This is a genomic window from Streptomyces sp. NPDC001717, from assembly GCF_042892775.1.
GTDB lineage: Bacteria > Actinomycetota > Actinomycetes > Streptomycetales > Streptomycetaceae > Streptomyces.
Map to the genome: position 1 here is coordinate 1 of NZ_JBIAUK010000027.1, position 18,751 is coordinate 18,751.

Consider the following 18,751-nt stretch of genomic DNA (forward strand, 5'->3'; position numbering starts at 1 on the left):
GGTGTCGTTCGACGACGGTGCCCGCGTCACCTACTGGATCACGGCCTCCGGCCTCGCCCTGCGCTTCATCATGTCGTCCTGACCAACCCCGACCAGAACGAAGGGCAGGGCCGCCGCGTCGTCGCGGCGGCCCTCCCCTGGGGTGGGGGCGATCAGTGGCCGTGGTGGTGGCCGCGTCGGCCCCAGGACTCGGTGTCGATGACGTTGCCGCGGTTGTCGCGGAGGGTGGCGGTGTCGCGCTCGTCCCAGATCTGGTGGCGGCGGCCCTGGTAGACGTCGCGGTCGGTGTCGCGGCCATGACCGGTGTGGACCCTGACGCTGGACTTGCCGTCGAGGCGGAAGCCGTTGAAGCGGTAGCGGTTGCCCTCCTCGTCGGTGAGGGTGAAGCCGCGGAGCTCGACGGCGTGGCGACCGGTGTTCTTCACTTCGACCCATTCGCGGTTCAGGGCGCGGTTGTCGTGCCCGCGGCCGGCTTCCCGGACGTCACCGATGACGACGGAAGAGTGGGAGCCGCGGTGGTCGTGCCGGTGATCGTCGGCGGCTGCCGGCACCGCCGCGGCACCGATCAGGGCGCCGGCGGCGAGGAGACCGGCGAGGGTGCGGCGGGTGGCGATTGCGGGGGAAGCGGACATGCGGATGACTCCTTCAACGGGCAGCCCCGCCCGGCCTGGTGCGGGCCGGGTGGGCTCCGAACAGTTCCCGGCGTCCTGCCGAGGAGCCACACCCTGACCCCGAAACACCCTCGAAGGCGCTGAAAACAGTCGGTGTTGCCCAATGCGGACATTTCCGTAACCCTCTCTTGTAGCAGGCATGGATCAAAGCTGCGTTGACGGCCGAACGCGGGAGGTCCGGCCACAGCCCAGCGGGGCCGCGGGCCCGAGCGTCACGCCTCACCGGCCGTGCGGTTCACCGCTGCCCCAAAACGCTGCTCCAAGCGGGTTCAACGCCGTGTAACAGCCGCTGCCGGAACCTGTCGAGGAACCGGCTCCGGGTCACCGGTCAGAGTGCAATTCGCCGCGGCCGGACGTGTTCGGCCAGGTCGGGAACGGCGCGTTCTCTAGCGTGTCCCGGGAACGACCCCGGCAGGCCTCTGCCGGGATCCTGGTCATACGGAGGAACCTTTGACTGCGTCCCTCGCCGAGCTCACCGGCGACTACGTCCTCGACCCCACCCACACCCGGATCGGGTTCGTGGCCCGGCACGCCATGGTGACCAAGGTCCGCGGCGCCTTCCACCAGTTCGAGGGCACCGCCCACCTGGACGGCTCCGACCCGGCGAAGTCCACCGGTCAGGTCGTCATCAAGACGGAGAGCATCGACACCGGCGTCGAACAGCGCGACCAACACCTGCGCACCAACGACTTCCTCGACGCTCCCAGCTTCCCCGACATCACCTTCCGCACCACCAAAGTCGAGCAGAAGTCCGACACCGACTACCGGGTCACCGGCGACCTCACCATCAAGGACAGCACCAAGCCGGTCACCATCGACTTCGAGTACACCGGTAACGCCGTCGACCCCTACGGCAACCTGCGCGTCGGCCTCGAAGGCTCGCTGACCATCTCCCGCAAGGACTTCGGCATCACCTGGAACGCGGCCCTGGAGGGCGGCGGTGTCCTGGTCGGCGACAAGGTCGTCCTGGAGTTCGACATCTCCGCCATCAAGCAGAGCTAGGACCGGTCATCGGCCGGCGCACCTCCGGGCGCGTCCCGGTGGTGCCGGCGGCGGTCTCCTTCAGTCCCGGCCGCCGCCCCGGGAGTCCAAGGCGGTGATCACCGCGCCGCTGCGCAGTGTCGCGGTCAGGGCGGCCGGAGGACCGGAGGCCGGTGGTGCCGGGACGGCCAGGCTGCGGCCGGGCGTACGGGAGCGCAGGGATCCCGTGGCGATGATCTCCGTCACCTCCCGGCTGCCCGCGGCCAGTTGGTAGGCACGGCCGGACGGGGCCCGCCAGACCGTCGCCGCGAGGAGGTGCTGCCCGAAGCGTCCGCAGGCGGCGGTGGAGCCGGCCCGGGCCACGGTCAGCGAGGCACCCGTGGGCGGCCGGAGCCGGATCAGGACGTCGCCCTGCCCGGTCCAATGGGTGGCGCGGGTACAGGACCAGACCGCCCGGCCGGGGGTCTCGGGGAGCTCCGTTACGGCGAAGTCCCACAGGTTGAGCGCCCGGACCGCCCGGCCGTCCACCGTGTCCAGCGCGCAGGCCTCCTGGGCCCAGCGGGCCAGGGCGGCGGGCCCCGTGGCCTCGCGGGGCTGGCGGGCCGGCGGCGCGTCGGCGCCCTCCGCGGGCGGGGTGTAGGTGAGGTGGACGGGGAGCAGCCCGCCGCGGTCGGCGAGGAGGAAGGCGTGCTTCTCCACGATGCGCGGCGAGGAGGCGACCTCCAGGACCGGACGCGGTCCGCAGCTCCCGCCTCCCGCATCACCGCCCGCGTCGGCATCCGGCCCCTGCCGGCCTGCGTCCTCGCGAGGGAACTCGGTCGTGACCGTTCCGTCGGGGCCGATCGGCAGGGGCAGGGCTGCCGTGGCGGGGGCGGCCAGGTCCCGGACCCCGGCGGTGGCGATCCACGGCGCGAGGAGCCGACGGGCCGTGCCCCCGTCCCGGGTCAGGGTGACGGCGGCCGCCGTGGTGACGTCGGCGTCGTCTGTCCGGGCGATGTCCAGGCTCCGGCGGCCACCCTGCTCGGTGTAGCGCACGACCCGGTCGGGGTCGAGGAACACGACCACGGCGATCCCCGGCCGGGGATCGCCCGCGAACAGCAGCTGCGGCGGGTGTCCCGGCGGTTCCGCCGAGGCCGACGGGGCGACGGTCACCGCCGTACCGGAGCGCGGCGCGACCCAGGTGCCCAGGGCCCGCGCCAGCAGTGGCCGGTCCCCGGTGCGAGTGCCGCGGGCGGGCCAGGCCGTGAAGTCCACCCGGCCGGTGTCGGCCCACGCCTGAGCGGGAACCCGGACCAGGCGCGCGGGATCGAGGACGGCGCGGGCGGCGGGAGCACCCGCGTAGGCGACGGGGGGCCCGGAGTCCGGGCCCGCGACGGTGGCCCGGGTCAGCCCGGCGGCCAACAGCAGGACGGCGGCGAGGCCCCAGGCGGCGCGGATACGGGTGCGGCGCAGCAGCAGGTCGGTGGGACGGGTGTGGACGTCCGCCGGGTGCAAGATCGTTTCTCTGTGGGGTCGGGGCCCGGCGGCGCCCATGTCCCCCGGAGCGCCCTCCTCCGGCGCTGCGGCCCTCGGGCGGGCATCGGCCGCCAGGGCCGCCCGTACCTCGCCGCCAGGATCACCGGCTCCGGCCTCCGCGAGTACGTCCGCCGCGGTGTCCTCGTCCAATCCGTCGTACCGGCACAGCACGTGCGCCGCGCGGGCGTACGGGGACAGCCCCGCCAGTCCGCGCGCCGCCTCGTCGAGCCCCTCGGCGGTGGGCCACATCCGCAGCCCCCACACCCACGGCGGGAACGGCCCGCGCCGCCGCCCGGCCGCGCGCCGCACCACTTCGGCCCGTACGGCCGCCAGCGGATCCCCGCCCTGCCGTGCCCGGCGCCCCGCGGCCCGCAGCGAGTGCTGGACGGCGCGGTGGGCGCGCAGCAGCCGCGTGTGCCGGTCGAGGTGCGGCGGCAGCACCAGGTAGGCCAGACGCAGCAGTTGGGGGTAGCGTTCGACGATGATCGCCTCAACCTGGCGCAGCCCGGCTCCGGAGCCTTGACGTTGTCCCACGCAGCGGACAACGAAGGAATCATCATTTGGTCACATACCCGGGGGTGCGGACCGGGCAGGGCCATGGAGGCGGCTCGTTGTCGCGATGTCAGTACCGGCCGTCATAGTGCCGTACGTGATCAACGAACTTGACGGCGTCGACTGGGCGTCGATGCACCATGCGTACGGTCCGGCCGACGAGGTCCCGGTGTGGCTGAGGCAGATGGGCTCGACCGACCCCGAGGTCCGGGACAAGGCACTCGGTGACTTCTACAGCGCGGCACACCACCAGGGCGACGTGTACCCGTGCACCGTGGCGAGCCTGCCGTTCCTGTTCCACATGGCCGAGGATCCCGCGACCCCCGACCGGGCCTCGATCATCGAGCTCCTGGTCAGCATCGGACGCGAATCCATGGACTGCGACGCCGAAGCCGTCTACTTCACGCCGGACGGGACCGAGTCGACGGCCCACGTGGACGGCGTGGCCCTGATGCGCCGGAGCGCCGACGTCTTCGTCCGCCGTGTCGCGGACCCCGAACCGTCCGTACGCCGGGCGGCGATCGGAGGCCTCGGTCTCTTCCTCGACGACGGGGACCGAGCGGTGGAGATACTGTGCGGCCGCCTGTCGGCTGAGGACGGGATGGTGGAACGGCTGCTGGTCGTCCGGACGATGGCCGACCTCGCGCTCCGGTTGCCCGCCGCGCATGCCTCTGCCATCGCCTGGCTCGGCACCCTCGCCGACGATCCGAAAACCTCCCCCGACATCCGGCTCGCGGCCCTCGTCCATCGGGCCCGCTGCGCCCCGCAGGACATCGAGGACGACGTCGTACCGACGGCAATCGAACTCCTCCGCCGGCTCACGACGCCCGCACCGGAGAGCGGGCCGGGCGGCGAAGAGCGCCGGTCCGGTTCCGGAGAGTGCGCGTGCACGGCAGCCGCCGAATCCCCGGCGGACCAGAACGTCCCGCCACAGGTGGCCCATGCCTTCGAGGCCCTCGAACGGCACAACCGTGTCCATGCGCCGACCACATCCCTGCTCCGCACCTTCCACGAGGTGCTGGATTCCGACGTGCCCGAGCGGACGGCCCTCCTCACCGAGCAGCTCCGCAGCCCGGACCGCGCCACCCGCTACGACGCGATCGCCATGGCCCAGGACCTGATCGGGTCCCGGCGCGGTGACCACTTCGAACTCGTCGTGCTCATCGCGCACTGCCTCCTTCCCGATGACCCGTACACGGCCGCCGTGGCGGCCGAGAGCCTCGGATCCCTGGCGTCCCTCGCACAGCCCGCCCGCGAGGCCCTCGCCGCGTACGTGGCCGGACAGCGCGCGGCGCACGGCTCGGACGTGTGGGCCACGCCGAAACCGCTCCTGCGCCGCGCCCACCAGGAAGCCGTGCTGGCACTGGCACGCCTGGGTGATCTGCGGGCCCTCCCCGACCTGCTGACGGCTCTGGACCGTGATGTCGACGCGTGGCGCGTCGTGCAGGTCGCCGGTGGCCTGCGCCCGGCCGCCGGTGAACTCCTGCCGCGGCTGACTCGCCGCCTCGCCGGCGCCGACTTCTCTCCGCAGTGGCCCGGGACGGGCGCCGGAGCCCTGGTGTCCGCCCTTGCCGAACTGCGGGACCCGGCGGCCGTTCCCGCAGTCACGGACGCAGTCACCACCGCCGTCCGTCACGAGGAGTGGCGGACCGCCGCGTCCGCCCTGGGCGCGCTCGCCTCCTTCGGCCGCGCCGCCGCGTCCGCGTCGGACGTGATTCGCCCTCTGGCCGAGGCGGAGGACGTCGGCCTCCGCATGGCCGCCACGGCCGCTCTGTGGGACCTGGAAGGCGACCCGGAGACAGTTGTGCCGCGGCTGCACGACCTGCTCGACAGCCATTGCCGTCATGAAGCGGCCGATGCCCTCGGTCGGATCGGTCCACCCGCCGAGACAGTGCTTCCCAGGCTGCGGCAGATGCTGACCGCCGGCTACGAGTGGACCCGGGTCCACGCCGCCGCCGCGCTGTGGGACATCGGCGGTGAGGCCGAGGCCCCTGCCGTCGTCGAGACGTTGCTCGGCGCGTGGGAGAGCAACGGCGCAACGTCCAACCACGTCCTGGCCTGCCTGGGCCGGATGGGCCCGGCTGCCGCGCCGGCCCTCCCGCGCATCCGAACGGAGCTCGCACTATCCCGTCGCAGCGGCCGTTTCGGAAGCATCGCGAACGACGAAGACCTGCAGTGCGCCTGCCGCGCCATCGTGGCTCGCTTCGCCTGACCCACCCACGTCGACCCTCCGACGGTGGGTGACACGGCACCGAGCGCGGACCGGGCAGCGTGCGGTGAAGCCTTGAGGTCGCCCTGGTGGGGCGGGGCCGGGTCGAGGGCGGCGGATGCCTGATCCTTGAGGCATGCGTGCCGCCCGCCTGATCCGCATGGCCCTTCTCGTACAGTCGAGCCCCGGCCTGACCGCCGCCGCCCTCGCCCGGGAGTTGGGCGTGTCCGAGCGGACCGTGATCCGCGACGCCCAGGCGCTCCAGGAGGCGGGGGTACCCGTCCAGTCCGAGCGCGGACGCACGGGCGGCTACCGTCTGGCGCCCGGCCACCGGACCCGGCTGACCTCCCTCCACCCCAGCGAGGCGGAAACGCTCTACCTGTCCGGTCTGCCCGAGGCGCTGCGCGACCTCGGGCTCTCGGGGCCCGCGGACACGGCCCGGCTGAAGCTGTCGGCCACCCTGCTCCCCTCGCTGCGGGCGGCGGCCGAGTCGTCGGTGCGCCGGTTCCACCTCGACGCCCCGGCCTGGTTCCGCGAGCCGTCGGCGCCGGAGCTGCTGCCGGACCTGGCACGTGCCGTGTGGTCCGACCACACGGTCGAGTTGGAGTACGCGCGACCCGGCCGGGACGGCGCGGCGCCGCGCGGGGTGAGCCGGCTGCTGGAGCCGTACGGGCTCGTCCTGAAGGCGGGGGTGTGGTACGTCGTGGGCCGTGTCCCGGAGCGGCGGCCCGGCCGGGCCGCCGCCTGGCGCACCTACCGCGTCGACCGGGTCACGGCGCTGTCGCCGGCTCCCGGCGCCGGTGAACCCTTCGTCCGCGACCCTTCGTTCGACCTGGCCGCGTACTGGCAGGGGCACGCCGCCGGGTTCGCCCGGGCGCTGCTGCGCGCGACCGCGACGGTACGTCTGACGGAGGCGGGTCTGCGGCGCCTGCCCGCCGTGGCGGATCCGGCGGGCGTGGAGGAGGCGCTGGCGGCGGCGACCGCCCCGGACGCGGCCGGGCGCGTCACGCTCGACCTGCCGGTGGAGTCGGAGGAGGTGGCCTTCGCCCAGCTGGCAGGGCTGGGCGCGGACGTGGAGGTGTTGGCACCGCCGGGCCTGCGCGCCCGCTTCCGCGAGAACGCGCAGGCCCTCGCCGCCCTGTACGGCGCGGAGCCGGAGGATCAGCGGTAATCGTCGGGCGTGCCGTCCTTGCCGCCGTACACGACGTCCTCGAAGTACGCCCAGGCGTCCGGCCGGCTGCCGTCCACGTCCCGTACGTCGTAGACCTTGGCGAGCTCGCCGCTGGAGGCGGACTTCCCGTTCCAACGGGCGGCCCGGTCCGGGTCGGCGGCGAGCGCGGCGAGCGCGCGGGCGAGGTAGTACGGCGACTCGGCGATGGCGAAGGTCGGCTCCTGGGCGATGGCGTCGCGCCAGTTGTCCTCCGTCACGCCGAAGTGGGTGAGCATCTGCTCCGAGCGCAGGAACCCCGGGGTGACGGCGATCGCCGTGCCCCCGTATTCCTCCAGCTCCTGTCCCAGACCGAAGGCGATCCGGATCGGGGCGTTCTTCGCGAGGTCGTAGTAGAGGTTCTCGCGGTAGCGGCGGTTGGAGCGTGCCGTGCCGTCGGTGACCTCCACGTGCAGCGGTGCGTCCGAGCGGACCAGGAGCGGGAGGGCGAGCGCGGCGGTGATCACGTGCGAGCGCACCCCGAGTTCCAGGACGCGCAGTCCGTCGGCGAGGGGGGTCTCCCAACTCTTCTTTCCGAAGACGGAGCCGGCGATGAGGTGCTCGCCGCCCCAGAGGTCGTTGACGAGGATGTCGAGCCGTGCGTGGTCGCGGTCGATCCGGTCGACGAGGGCCCGTACCCGGTCCTCGTCCAGGTGGTCGGTGGGCACGGCGATGCCGGTGCCTCCGGCGGCCGTGACCAGCTCGGCGGTCTCCTCGATGGTCTCCGTGGTCCGGCCGACCTCGCTGACGTGCTCGCGGGTGGTGCGTCCGGTGGCGTAGACCGTGGCGCCGGCCCGGCCGAGTTCGACGGCGAGGGCGCGTCCGGCGCCGCGGGTGGCCCCGGCGACGAGGGCGATCCGGTCGGTGAGCGGGCGGTTCCGGTCGGGGTGACGGTTGGCGTTGTCCTGGTTCATGACACCACCGTGCACGCCAAAGGTGACAGCTCCCGTCACCTTTTCTCGCGACTTTCCGGCCGGCTTTCCGCCCGACTTTCGGCCTGACCTTCCGCGCGACCATCCGCGCTGGTCTCCGCGCTGCTCTCCGTGCGGCGGCGAGGGCGGGGAGAGCCGTCGTCGGGGCCCACCAGCTGCCAGAAGTGCTCCGGCAGGCTGCCCAGCCATCGGACGCGCGCGTCGGCGATCTCCCGCAGCCTCGCCTCGGGGCTGCCGGCCATGACGTGGCCCATGTAGAGCTCGGTGGTCTGCGTGTATTCCTGGCGCAGCAATCGCAGCACGTGCTCCACCCGCCGCTCGTCGAGCTCGGCCAGTTCCGCGAGCGGCATGACCTCGGTCCTCCAACGCTCCTCGACGGCCTGTGCCAGCAGTCGGATGAGTTCCGCGCTCCGGCCGATGATCTCCCGCAGGTGTTCGGGAGTCATGGCCAGTGCACGGGCCAGGGCTTGGATCCGGCGTTCGTCGCCGCTCCGGCGGTGCTCGTCGTCCGCCGCGGCGTACGCGTGGAGTTCCACGCCGATGCGGTGGGCCAACCGCTCGCGGGTCGGCCGCCCCGCCGGGCGGCCGTCGAGATGGGTCCCGGGGCGTACGGACATCAGTACGGGGGTCGGACACCACAGGACGTCGGCGAGCGCGAAGAGCTCGGTCTCCGACGGCACTCTCGCGCCCTGCTCCCAGGCCTTCACCCGGTGCGGCCCTAGCACGACTCCCAACCTGGCCATTTCGACCGCGACTTGGTCTCGGGTCATCCCCATCCGCAGGCGCGCTGCGCGGGCTTCGACGGGAGAGAAGGGGAGTGTGGACACGTGTGGGTCACCTCGGTGGGGCTTCGCGGAGCCGCTGGGGCTCGGGGAGGGGGGTCTGGTCGACCCCGTGGGGCGGAAGGCGGTGTTCCACGGCCCTCCTCGGCCTCCGTGAGGCCGTGCGGTCAACGTGCTTGCGGTCGAGTCGCCGGGGGTGAGGCGACGGGCCGCCGTGAGGGAGCGGATCGACCGCGTCCCATCGCGACGTGCCGGAGCGCGACGGCGTCGCCGCCCACGCGTCGGAGCAGCGGGGAAAGGTCCGGCCCGTAGGGAGATCCGCGATGCTCGATCCGTGCGGCATCGTCCTCGTGTGCGACGCGGCCGCACTCGTCGGGGCGGGCGACGGCGACGCGACGGGACGCGACGCGACGGGACGCGACGCGTCGGGACGTCGAAGGTTCCGGAAACGGTCTCCGGCTGTGCATTCTCGGCCTTCCGGTCACCTGGCGGTGGCTTCGGGCCCGGGAGCGTCCACCGGGCTGCGAGAGGAGCGCGGTGGCGTTGGGACGACCCTGGCGGGCGACGGTTTCGTCGCCCACCTGACGGAGCCTGCGAGAAACAGGACCCGCCCCATGATTTCCACGATTCGAAAGTGCGATTCCGTGCGTGGCGCACCCAAACGTAGAAAGTGCCGGCTGGTTCGTCAATAGCCTACGGCCGGATCGGGGGAGCCGTAGGGGCTCCGGCCGTTGCCACCGGAGTGTCGTCCGGAGTGGAAGTCGGGCCCCGGATCGGGAGGTTGTCCCACGGCGCGCAGTTGCCGCCACAGGTGCAGGTCGATGTGCGCGAGGAAGTCGGCTGCCTGCGCCTCGGCCTCGGCGGCGGCCCGGGGTGATGCGCCGACGTCCCCTTCGAGCCGGTGGTAGGTCAGGTGGAGCTGCTCCAGCGCCTCACGGACCACCGCCGTCTCGACGGGTAGGATGCCCGCGACGGCGGTGACGTGGTTGGGCCACCAGCCGTTCACCGCCTCCCTGAGCAAGGTCCTCAGCTGCCGGGATCTGCCGCAGGCGGCCACGAAGCAGGCCGGCGGCGGCTGCAGCACACGGATCAGGGTGTCGGTCTGGGCGGCCGTCCCCCGCCAGCGGTTGCGGCGTTCGGCGTCCTCCCAGCGGGCTCGGCTCATTCCCAGGGCGCTCGCGGTCCGGCTGATCGACAGCCCGGCGACGGTGCGGCACTGCGTGAGCGTCGCGGGTTCCCCCACCAGGTCGACGGGGGAGCACCACAGCGCGGCGGCCAGCGCTCTGACCTCGCTGTCGGCGGGGACGGCCGTGCCGGCCTCCCAGGCTTCCAGGAGCGCGGGAGGAAAGGGCCTGCCCCGATAGGCGGTGATGGCGTGGGCGGCCTGGTCGACCGTCATCCCGAGCAGGTCGCGGGTGGCTCTTGCGCGGGCCGGCTCGAACGGGGGCAGCGCGGATGGATCCTCTGCGTAGGACATAGCGGCACACCGTAGGGACGGGGCGCGATTTCGCCAAGGCGCCGGATCCGAGGCCTCTCACGCCCCGGCAGCCCGGACGGGGCGCCGCACCCTGTGGACGGCGGACGGTCCCGGCCATGGCGGCACGCCTTTGACGTGCACGTCTTCTACTTCCCCGGCCCCCCTGGAACGGGTTCTGCGAGCTGCCGTCCTGGCGGTTCCTCCAAAGTTCATCCCGAACTGGTCCGACGACTTGGGGGAGTTGACGAGTGGCCGAGTCGCTACCTAGAGTCCCGTCCCGTCCGCAACGGAAAAACGTTTCCGTGATGCGGAATGTGCGGTGCTGTGCTGTCACCCCTGCGGCACCGCACCGCCTGCAACGCCCGGTGCCGGGCCGTCCACCCGCACCGGCCACCCACCTTCCGCCCGCACGCCCCGGAACCCCACTCCGCGGGCGGTGTCCCAAGGACTCGCCTTGTCGCCCCGAGCTCTGGCCCGAACACCCGGTGCGCCCACGCACCCGGTCGACGAGATCCTCCCCGTCCGCCGCCTGGTGCCCGCCGCACTCCAGCACGTCGCAGGCATGTACGCCGGCCTCACCGCGCCGCCCCTGATCATCGGCGGAGCCCTCGGGCTGACGTCCGCCCAGCTCTCCGTCCTGCTCGCCGCCGCACTCCTCGTATCGGGTCTGGCCACCATCGCCCAAACCCTCGGCCCGTTCGGCATCGGTGCACGGCTGCCGCTGACGAACGGCGTTTCCTTCGCCGTGGTCGCGCCGGTCCTCGCCGCCTCCGCCTCCGCCACCGAACCGCGGGCCGACGCGCTGCCCGAGATCTTCGGGGCGACCTTGATCGCGGGAGCCGTCTGCTTCGCGCTGGCCCCTGCCTTCTGTCGACTGGTCAGGTTCTTCCCGCCCGTCGTCAGCGGTTCCGTCATCACCCTCGTCGGGCTCTCGCTCCTGCCGGCGGCAAGCACCTGGGCCCGCGGCGGCAACACCGAAGCGGCCGACTACGGCTCGCCCTCCAACCTGGCCCTCTCCGCAGCCACCCTCGCGATCACCCTGGCCGTCCACCGCGCGTTCTCCGGCCGGTTCCTCGGCCGCATCGCCGTCCTGCTGGGGATGCTCGTCGGCACTCTGATCGCCGTCCCGCTGGGCAAGGTCGACCTCGATCCCCTCACCGAGGCGCCCCTCTTCGCCCTGCCCGAACCGTTCGCCTTCGGCATCCCGCAGTTCGTGCCGACGGTCATCGCCACCGCCGTGGTCGTGATGTTCGTGTCGATGGCCGAATCCACGGCCTCGCTGTTCGCCCTCGGCGCGGTCTCCGGACGTCCCACGCAGGGCCACACCATCACCGGAAGCCTGCGCGCCCAGGGCCTGGCCACCGTCCTCGGGGGCGTGCTGGGCTCGTTCACCACCACGGTCTACGCGCAGAACGTCGGCCTCGTCGCCCTCAGCCGGATCCGCAGTCGCTACGTGGTCACGCTCTGCGGCGCGATCCTGGTTCTCCTGGGCCTCGTACCGGTCCTCGGCTCACTCGTCGCGCTCGTCCCGCCACCCGTCCTCGGCGGAGCCGGCGTGGTCTTCTTCGGCTCCGTCGCAGTCGCGGGCATCCGCACCCTGGCCAAGGCCGCCCTCGGCACCGGCCACAACAGCCTGATCGTTTCCGTCACGCTCGCCTTCGGCCTCGTCCCCGTCGTCGCGCCCGACTTCTACGAACGCCTCCCGGCCCCCGCAGCCACCGTTCTGGGTTCGGGCATCACCGCCGGCTGCCTGGTCGCCGTACTGCTGAACTACCTCCTCAACCACCTGGGCCACGGCACCGAAGCCGACCCCGACCCCATCGCGGCGCAACCGGGCGCACTGCTCGACGGCATCAGTACCGCGACCGCGCCCCCCCACCGCACGCGGCCCTCCGACCCGCGCGGCTCGTTCCAGGCCTCGCCCGAGCGACCGCGCGGGTCTGGTGCCCCGTTCGCGGAGTGGCCTTCCCACGAGCCGAGCCCCGTCGACTTCGCCGGCACGGGCCCTGCCGGCCGACCGCCCACCGGCCGGCCCGTCCCCGGGGGCGATCCGGCCCCGCCCGCCCCCACCCCCGCGTACGAACCGTCCGGATACGCGCCCCCGGCCTCCCCGGAAGCACGCTCCTCCGAAGCCATCGGGTTCCCCGGCCCATTGCACCCGCTGCATTCCCGGCTGAACCATCCCCGCGCCCGGACCGTCCGCGAAGACGCCCGGCCCGTCCAAGAGTCGGATTCGCCCGGCCGGGCGGCCCCGGGCGACGGTTGGTAACCCCAGAACCGCCGGCTCCGACAAGCCGGCAGGGCACGGGCGCCTCCCGGTTCCATCCGGGGGCGCTCGGGCCGTGGTGGGCGACTGCGGCGCGGTGACGCCGAAAAGGTGAAGAGCCCTGGCGCACGGGGGACGTTGCGGCAGGGCTCTTCGGCGGCGCGCGTCGGCGTATGCGAGGTGCAAGGCCGGCGCGCCCCTCCGGGTGTGCTCACGCTACGCCCGGGATGGCCGGAACAACACCCCTCGCGTGCGGCTGGAATTCACCTGTCCGTCCGAGCCGCGATCTCGTCCCGGATCAGGTTGCGGTGCACCTCGTACGCGAGGCGGGCCTGGTCGCTCGGGACCAGGCCCGTATCCAGGCCGCACTGGCACGTGACCGTGGTCTCGCCGGTGGGACGAGGCTCGGAGCGGAGGTAGTGGCGGAGGACGGGGGTGTGCGGCTGGCTCATGCGGATCATCATCGCTGCTTCGATGCCGACCGGGGCTGTTCCGCGCCTTCAGCGCGGCGGCGGGTCGGCCGGCCTCCTTGCTCCGGTCGGGTCACATGGCGCAGAACGTCGTGGCCGCGGCGTTGTTGAGGTCCACCTCGCCCGGAGTGTCCGGCTGCAGGCGGTTCTCGTTGGCGGCCATCAGGATCTGCTTGCTGCCGTCCTCGTTGGACATCCCGTAGCTGAAATAGCCGATGACGCCGCCCGTGTGCACCCAGATCGGCACCTGGCGGCCGTCGGCGCAGGTGTGGACGACCGCGGATGATCCCGAGGCCGTAGGAGGACGTCGGATTGTTGTCCGGGAAGGGGACCGTGGTCTTCAGCTCGGACATCTGCGCCGCGGGCAGCAGCCTCCCGGTGAACAGGGCCCGGTAGAAGGTGTTCAGGTCGTCCAGCGTGGACACGATGGCCCCGGCGGTCCAGAAGATCTGCACGTTGGAGGTGCTGCGCTCGTTGAGGCTGATGAACGGCCACATGCCCATGTAGGCGTAGCCGTACATGAAGTTCCCGTGCAGTCCCGGGTCGCTGGTCGGGAAGCCGGTGTTGCGCAGCCCGAGTGGCCGGAAGATCCGGTTGTTGATCTCGGACGCCGGGCCGTTGCCGGTGACGGCCTGGATCACCATGCCGGCGAGGATGTAGTTGATGTTCGAGTAGTGGGCTTGCACCGGGTTCTCCGGGGCGCGGGGGCCCCTCTCGGACAGCACGACGGTGTCGTCGAGCGAGAGCCTGCCCCCCTGGGCAGACGCACCGTCGTCCGCCGGGTCTCCGCACTGCAACAGGCACTCGGGGCCACCACGCGGTTCCAGGCGGGTGTCCAGGCCGCCCGGCGCGGCTGGCTCTGAGCCGGGTGCCGCGCGTGAGCCGGCTGTGACGTGCGTCGCGATGCGGGTGTGGTGTCAAGTTTCCCGCTCCCCGTTTGTCTACGGGACGAACGGCAACGGACAGCGGCGCACGCGTCGCGCGAGCACGGAAAGAGCACCCATGGAACTCAGCGTTCACACCTTCGTCAGTCTCGACGGCGTCATGCAAGGTCCCGGTGGCGTCCAGGAGGACCCGTCGGGCGGCTTCGACCGGGGCGGCTGGCTCGTACCGCACAGCGCCGAGGGCCAGATCGACCCGGTGGGGAAGTGGTTCGGCCGGGCCGACGCCATCCTCCTCGGGCGGACCACCTTCGAGATGATGCGTAGGTACTGGTCGCAGGTCACCGAGCCCGACAACATCGTGGCCACGGCCCTGGGCACCCGGCAGAAGTACGTCGTCAGCAACACGCTCACCGACGCCGACGCGGCATGGGGCAAGACCACCGTGCTCCGCGGCGACGACATCGTCGATCAGGTGCGGCGGCTCAAGGAACGGCCGGGCGGTGAGCTCCAGGTGCACGGCAGCTGGCGGCTCGTCCGGACCCTCCACGACGCGGGACTGGTGGACATCCACCGACTGATCCAGTTCCCCGTCGTCGTCGGCGCGGGCAAGCGCCTCTTCGACGACGGAGCCGTGCCGTCCGCCTACCGGATCACCGAATCGCAGGTGGCGGCCGGCGGCTCCGGGGCGGTCTCCCTCACCCTCCACCGCACGGCGTCCGGCACGACCGGAGCCGGTGAGTTCGTCGTACGCGACGGCCGGGAGAGCACGGCGTAGGAACCGGCGGGCCGTCGACTTGTTTGCCGAAGCGGCAGGGCCCTGTTAGCGTCGGCCGATTTGATCACTCGGGGTGGGAGGAGCGCTGAGGTGGCCGACTTCGGAATCCGGTGCGTGGTGGGACTGGTGGTGCTCGCGTCGGTCACGGCTTGTGGCAGCTCGACGAAGCCCGAAGGCTCCGCGAAGCCCGACCGACCGATGTCGGCTGCCGAGCTGCGCACACACCTCCTGCCCGCGGCCCTGCCGGGCGGCTGGACCTCCGTGGCCGAGCCGACGGACGAGCACCCGAAGGCGACTTCGGGTGCTTCGACGTCACCGCCGTCCTGCGAGGGGTTGCTGGACGGGCAGACCGTCGTGGACGCCGGCACGACGGCCTCCTCCGCGTCCGTGACGGCCATGTTCAGTGGCGGCCGCTCCGTCGGCAACGGCGTCATCCCCGGCATGGAGAAGCTCTACTCGTTCCCGGGCGACGGAGCGCACGAGGCGATGCGGTCCATGCGGGACCTGGTGGGCCGATGTCGGACCGTGGACCTGCCCCACGCGTCGAGCGAGCCGGCCGAGACCGCCGGTTTCTCCCTTGCCGAAGGCCCCCGGCTCGGCGACGAGAGCCTCGTCATCCGGGCGGTGGTGACAACGAGCGCCCCGGGCGGCGACTCGCAACGCGCCGACGCGACGGTCGTACGCGTCGGGAGTTCGCTCGTCGTCATCAGCAGCGTCCTCTCGCTGCCCCGGGCGGAGGCAGACAGCGTCGCGGCGTTCATGCCCGTCGCCGTGGCGCAGGTGAAGTCGAACCGTCCCGAACCGGTGGACGCGGCCTGAGGGACCCCGTCGTTCAGTGCCCGGGCCCGCCGTGGCCGGGTCCGTGGCCCCCGCCGTGGCCGGGCTTCAGGACGTCGTCGAGCCAGTTGCCGGGGCCGGTCCAGTCCTGATGACCGGGCTTCTCCGGCTTCCCCGGCTTCCCGTGCCCATCGGGCTTGTGCTCCTTGTCGTGCTTGTCCCGCTGGTTGTGGAGGGTGACGGTGAGCCGGTGGCCGGGGGTGCCGGCGTCCAGCGTCAGTGGTCCGGTGACGGGATCGCCCGCGAGGACGTAGCCATCGGGGACCCGCGTCTCGACCACGTAGTACCGGCCGTTGTCGAGCGGGGTGAATTCGCAGACGCCCTGCTCGTCCGTGGTGCACTCGTCACCCACGGGCGTGTCGGCGCCGGGGGACGCGGTCTGCAGACCGGACGTGCCGTTCGTCTCCTTCCAGAGGCGGAACACCGCTCCGGGAAGGGGCCGGTCCTTCTTCGCGTCCTTCTTCAGGACGCGGATCGAGCCGGGACGGTCCTCGCCCCGCTTCCGGTTGGTGATCGTGACCGCCTTCTCCCCTCCGGTGTCGGCCTCGCCGAGTTCGAAGACCGTGACCGGATTGCCGGAGGGCTCGTACCCGTCCGGAAGGCCGATCTCGCGCCAGTAGTACGTCTCCCGCACCGGCAGGCCGACCCGGCAGGTGCCCTGTCCGTCGGTCACGCAGACCGCGGGGAGCCGGGTGTCCGCGTTGCCGCCCGTGGTCTGGAGCCCCGTGACGCCGTTGGTCTCCCGCCACAGTTCGAAGCGGGCTCCGGGGAGGAGCGCCCCGGTGTCCTCGTCGCGTTTGGCGAGCACCACCTCGCCGGTGGGAACCGGCGGCGTCTGCCAGCGGTTGACCGCCGTGACGCTCACCCCGCTTCCGGCGTTCTCCCGCGTCAGATCCAGCCGGCGGACCGGCTCGTCGGGGAGCAGGTATCCGGGGGGCGCCGCGGTCTCGCGCCAGTAGTACGTGCCGATCTCCTCCTCGCGACTGCACAGGCCGTCGGTGCCGGTGGTGCAGTCGGACACCTTGGTGTCGGGGTTCTGGCCGCCGGTCTGGAGGCCCTCGATGCCGTTCGTCTCGCGCCACAGCTCGAAGACGGCCCCGGTCAGCGCGTTGCCGTCCTCGTCGTGCTTGACCACGGACACGTTCCCGGTGACGGGCGGCACGGGCGTGCAGTCGGGAAGGTCGCCGTTGAAGGGGTACGCGTGCAGCTCCGCTCCGAGGCCCGTGGTCTCGGTCGGGCTGGTGTGCGTCATGCTGCCGGCGGTGAGGAAGCGGCCGTTCACGCCGATCACGGAGACCGTGGCCACGGAGGTCCGGGGGCCGATCAGGACGCTGCCGCCGAGCTGCGCCGAGCCCGCGATCTCGGCGGTGTCCGCGTCGGGGAAGTTCCACAGCAGCCGCTCGCGCAGCCCGGAGGGAAGGAGCACGTTGTTGACGCGGATCGTGGGGGAGGAACCCAGGACGTTCACGAGGACGGTGGCGCCGGCCGGGATTCCCGCGAAGCGGATCGTCTGCTGGGCCGTGCCCGGGCCCGAGAGGTCCCGGGAGACGTTGAAGACCTGCAACGGGGAGGTTCCGTTGCCGGTGAAGACGGTCTCCTGAGGGGTCCAAGCGGTCGTGCCGGTCGCCACCCGGTCGGCGTAGCAGTCGCTCGCGGCGGTGAGGCGGTCCCGCAGGACGGTGTACGGGGCCGCAGCGTCCGGGTCGTGGGTGAGCGTGCCGGTCGCGGTTCCGGTGAGGGTGGACCCGTAGCGGATCACCCCGCCGTCGGCCAGCAGCCGCTGGCCCGAGGCCACGCGCACGTCGTTCCCGGCGGTCAGGAAGTCCGAGCCGTTCGACGGGGGCACCCGGGAGCCGACCCCGGCGATGCCGACGTTGTAGACGTTGCCGCCGGCACTCTTGTTCATGTCGAAGTCGCCGAGGACGACGACCTTGCCCTCGGCCTCGGCGGCGCCGCGCCGGACCAGCATGTTGCCGCCGACGAAGACGTTGATGTTGTCGTCCCGACCCGTGAAGGGCAGGTTGTTGGGTTCCGGCCAGAAGGGCGGACAGGCTTCGCCGGGTCCCGTACCGGGGATGCACGGCCCCAGACCGCTGGGCAGCGGAGCCCGCAGGGCCTGTGCGGCCGAGGGACCGGCGCCGTGCCCGGCGGCCAGGGCGGTGGGGGATCCGACAGTGGCCAGTACGATGCCCACGGCCAGCCCGAGGGCCCGGTTTCCTGCTGACATGACGCTCCGTCCGTTGCGGCACTGTTCACGCTGATGCCTGACAGACTGAGGCCGCGGCGGGGCGCGGAGGTCTGAGGACACTCCTCGACTCCGGAATTCCGGTACGACAATCACTCACTTGCCGGGCTGGATCACTCCGGCGCGGACGGACCTCCCGGACGGGACGCACGAGTCGCTGCGCCACCACTACGCGATGGTGTACCAGGGTGAGCGGGTGTCAGTGCTCTTTGGCAGCATGACCCCATGAGCAAGGTAGTGAACTACAGCATGGCAAACCTCGGCCAGGTCCTGCGATTCGTTCCTTCTTCGGACCCGAGCGCCGACGAATCACGACGCCTGGACAGGATGCGCACGGCGGCGCGAGCGCGTCAGGACAGCCTCGACTCCCAAGGCGTGGATTGGGGGTTGTCGGTTCCGGACGCCCTGGAGGAGCTGATGGCCGGTCAGGCCGACTCCGACGCCGACTATGCCGGGAGCGCCTACTACGCGGCCCTCCAGATCATCATCGACCACAACGCGAGCGACTCCTCCACCCTGGCGAGCTACCGCAGCCCCGTCACCCTCTTCTCCGCCCTCGATGACGCGCTGAGCACGGAGGGCGTTCCGGCGGAACTGCTGCCCCGGCAGTACATCTTCAGCGGGCCGCCCTCGGAGATCGGGTTCCACATTCCCCACCCCGTGGACGGGTCCCCGGAAATCGGCATCTGGCCCCTTGCGAAGGCGGTGCCGGCGGTGGAGGCCTACCGTGCGGTGCTGGACCGGATCGAACCCGATCTCCGGTACGACCTGGAGGAGCTCATCAAGGCCCTTGACAGCTGGGCCTCGGAGTGGAGCGAGGGACAGGGTGCCTGGTGGTGGGCGGAGGACGGCTCGATCTTCTTCTCGATCACCGGCTGACGGACCGAGCCGGATAGCCGGGGGTCGGTACCGCCACCGGGAAGAGGCAACGCCGGCCCGGGACGCTTC

15 protein-coding genes are annotated in these 18,751 nt (G+C 72.2%); 7 read left to right on the plus strand and 8 right to left on the minus strand.

Translation table 11 applies throughout. The features are described from left to right. Nucleotides 1–152 precede the first annotated feature (152 nt). Nucleotides 153–632, minus strand: a complete 480-nt coding sequence (locus ACFYZL_RS31000) for a lamin tail domain-containing protein (RefSeq protein ID WP_388683552.1) — start codon at nucleotides 630–632, stop codon at nucleotides 153–155. A gap of 489 nt (nucleotides 633–1,121) precedes the next feature. Between ACFYZL_RS31000 and ACFYZL_RS31005 the strand changes: the two genes are divergently transcribed. Further along, on the plus strand, nucleotides 1,122–1,673 hold the full coding sequence (locus ACFYZL_RS31005; RefSeq protein ID WP_384748090.1) for a YceI family protein: 552 nt from the start codon (nucleotides 1,122–1,124) through the stop codon (nucleotides 1,671–1,673). A 60-nt stretch (nucleotides 1,674–1,733) separates the two neighbouring features. On the opposite strand, the gene ACFYZL_RS31010 is transcribed toward ACFYZL_RS31005, so the two are convergent. Further along, nucleotides 1,734–3,701 (minus strand): hypothetical protein, encoded by a 1,968-nt coding sequence (locus tag ACFYZL_RS31010; RefSeq protein ID WP_388683555.1) that lies wholly within the window; start codon nucleotides 3,699–3,701, stop codon nucleotides 1,734–1,736. Between the two features lie 115 nt (nucleotides 3,702–3,816). Between ACFYZL_RS31010 and ACFYZL_RS31015 the strand changes: the two genes are divergently transcribed. Both ACFYZL_RS31015 and ACFYZL_RS31020 read left to right on the plus strand, forming a co-directional pair. Then, complete coding sequence (locus ACFYZL_RS31015; RefSeq protein WP_388683557.1) at nucleotides 3,817–5,931, plus strand: HEAT repeat domain-containing protein; 2,115 nt, start codon at nucleotides 3,817–3,819, stop codon at nucleotides 5,929–5,931. A 133-nt stretch (nucleotides 5,932–6,064) separates the two neighbouring features. Beyond that, nucleotides 6,065–7,099 (plus strand): helix-turn-helix transcriptional regulator, encoded by a 1,035-nt coding sequence (locus ACFYZL_RS31020; protein WP_384748098.1) that lies wholly within the window; start codon nucleotides 6,065–6,067, stop codon nucleotides 7,097–7,099. Here ACFYZL_RS31020 and ACFYZL_RS31025 read toward each other — a convergent pair. The 3 genes from ACFYZL_RS31025 to ACFYZL_RS31035 all read right to left on the minus strand — a co-directional run bounded on the left by ACFYZL_RS31025 (nucleotide 7,090) and on the right by ACFYZL_RS31035 (nucleotide 10,326). Next, entirely contained in the window at nucleotides 7,090–8,049 is a 960-nt protein-coding gene (locus tag ACFYZL_RS31025; protein ID WP_388683560.1) for an SDR family oxidoreductase, read from the minus strand. The genes ACFYZL_RS31020 and ACFYZL_RS31025 overlap by 10 nt on opposite strands. 35 nt (nucleotides 8,050–8,084) lie before the next feature. After that, a complete protein-coding gene (locus ACFYZL_RS31030; RefSeq protein ID WP_388683563.1) occupies nucleotides 8,085–8,837 on the minus strand; it encodes a transcriptional regulator in 753 nt (250 codons plus the stop codon). 697 nt (nucleotides 8,838–9,534) lie between these two features. Then, nucleotides 9,535–10,326, minus strand: a complete 792-nt coding sequence (locus ACFYZL_RS31035) for a helix-turn-helix domain-containing protein (RefSeq protein ID WP_384748107.1) — start codon at nucleotides 10,324–10,326, stop codon at nucleotides 9,535–9,537. Between the two features lie 454 nt (nucleotides 10,327–10,780). On the opposite strand from ACFYZL_RS31035, the gene ACFYZL_RS31040 reads away from it, so the two are divergent. Next, nucleotides 10,781–12,595, plus strand: a complete 1,815-nt coding sequence (locus ACFYZL_RS31040; protein ID WP_384748110.1) for a nucleobase:cation symporter-2 family protein — start codon at nucleotides 10,781–10,783, stop codon at nucleotides 12,593–12,595. Nucleotides 12,596–12,855: 260 nt separating this feature from the next. On the opposite strand, the gene ACFYZL_RS31045 is transcribed toward ACFYZL_RS31040, so the two are convergent. Both ACFYZL_RS31045 and ACFYZL_RS31050 read right to left on the minus strand, forming a co-directional pair. Beyond that, nucleotides 12,856–13,044 carry a hypothetical protein gene (locus ACFYZL_RS31045; protein ID WP_384748113.1) on the minus strand — a complete coding sequence of 63 codons (189 nt, stop codon included), beginning with the start codon at nucleotides 13,042–13,044 and terminating at the stop codon, nucleotides 12,856–12,858. An 8-nt stretch (nucleotides 13,045–13,052) separates the two neighbouring features. Continuing rightward, nucleotides 13,053–13,787: a serine hydrolase domain-containing protein gene (locus tag ACFYZL_RS31050; protein WP_388683566.1), complete on the minus strand. Its 735-nt coding sequence runs from the start codon at nucleotides 13,785–13,787 to the stop codon at nucleotides 13,053–13,055. A gap of 277 nt (nucleotides 13,788–14,064) precedes the next feature. Between ACFYZL_RS31050 and ACFYZL_RS31055 the strand changes: the two genes are divergently transcribed. Both ACFYZL_RS31055 and ACFYZL_RS31060 read left to right on the plus strand, forming a co-directional pair. Next, nucleotides 14,065–14,721, plus strand: a complete 657-nt coding sequence (locus tag ACFYZL_RS31055; protein ID WP_388683568.1) for a dihydrofolate reductase family protein — start codon at nucleotides 14,065–14,067, stop codon at nucleotides 14,719–14,721. Between the two features lie 90 nt (nucleotides 14,722–14,811). Further along, complete coding sequence (locus tag ACFYZL_RS31060) at nucleotides 14,812–15,540, plus strand: hypothetical protein (protein ID WP_388683570.1); 729 nt, start codon at nucleotides 14,812–14,814, stop codon at nucleotides 15,538–15,540. Nucleotides 15,541–15,553: 13 nt separating this feature from the next. On the opposite strand, the gene ACFYZL_RS31065 is transcribed toward ACFYZL_RS31060, so the two are convergent. Beyond that, complete coding sequence (locus ACFYZL_RS31065) at nucleotides 15,554–17,785, minus strand: choice-of-anchor A family protein (protein ID WP_388683573.1); 2,232 nt, start codon at nucleotides 17,783–17,785, stop codon at nucleotides 15,554–15,556. 243 nt (nucleotides 17,786–18,028) lie between these two features. On the opposite strand from ACFYZL_RS31065, the gene ACFYZL_RS31070 reads away from it, so the two are divergent. After that, nucleotides 18,029–18,682: a hypothetical protein gene (locus tag ACFYZL_RS31070; protein WP_384748126.1), complete on the plus strand. Its 654-nt coding sequence runs from the start codon at nucleotides 18,029–18,031 to the stop codon at nucleotides 18,680–18,682. The last annotated feature ends 69 nt before the right edge of the window (nucleotides 18,683–18,751 follow it).

Coding starts and splice junctions, on each gene's coding strand:
- ACFYZL_RS31020 (WP_384748098.1), top strand. CDS start 6,065: ATGCGTGCCGCCCGCCTGATCCGCATGGCCCTTCTCGTACAGTCGAGC.
- ACFYZL_RS31030 (WP_388683563.1), bottom strand. CDS start 8,837: ATGACCCGAGACCAAGTCGCGGTCGAAATGGCCAGGTTGGGAGTCGTG.
- ACFYZL_RS31065 (WP_388683573.1), bottom strand. CDS start 17,785: ATGTCAGCAGGAAACCGGGCCCTCGGGCTGGCCGTGGGCATCGTACTG.
- ACFYZL_RS31000 (WP_388683552.1), bottom strand. CDS start 632: ATGTCCGCTTCCCCCGCAATCGCCACCCGCCGCACCCTCGCCGGTCTC.
- ACFYZL_RS31045 (WP_384748113.1), bottom strand. CDS start 13,044: ATGAGCCAGCCGCACACCCCCGTCCTCCGCCACTACCTCCGCTCCGAG.
- ACFYZL_RS31035 (WP_384748107.1), bottom strand. CDS start 10,326: ATGTCCTACGCAGAGGATCCATCCGCGCTGCCCCCGTTCGAGCCGGCC.
- ACFYZL_RS31025 (WP_388683560.1), bottom strand. CDS start 8,049: ATGAACCAGGACAACGCCAACCGTCACCCCGACCGGAACCGCCCGCTC.
- ACFYZL_RS31070 (WP_384748126.1), top strand. CDS start 18,029: ATGAGCAAGGTAGTGAACTACAGCATGGCAAACCTCGGCCAGGTCCTG.
- ACFYZL_RS31055 (WP_388683568.1), top strand. CDS start 14,065: ATGGAACTCAGCGTTCACACCTTCGTCAGTCTCGACGGCGTCATGCAA.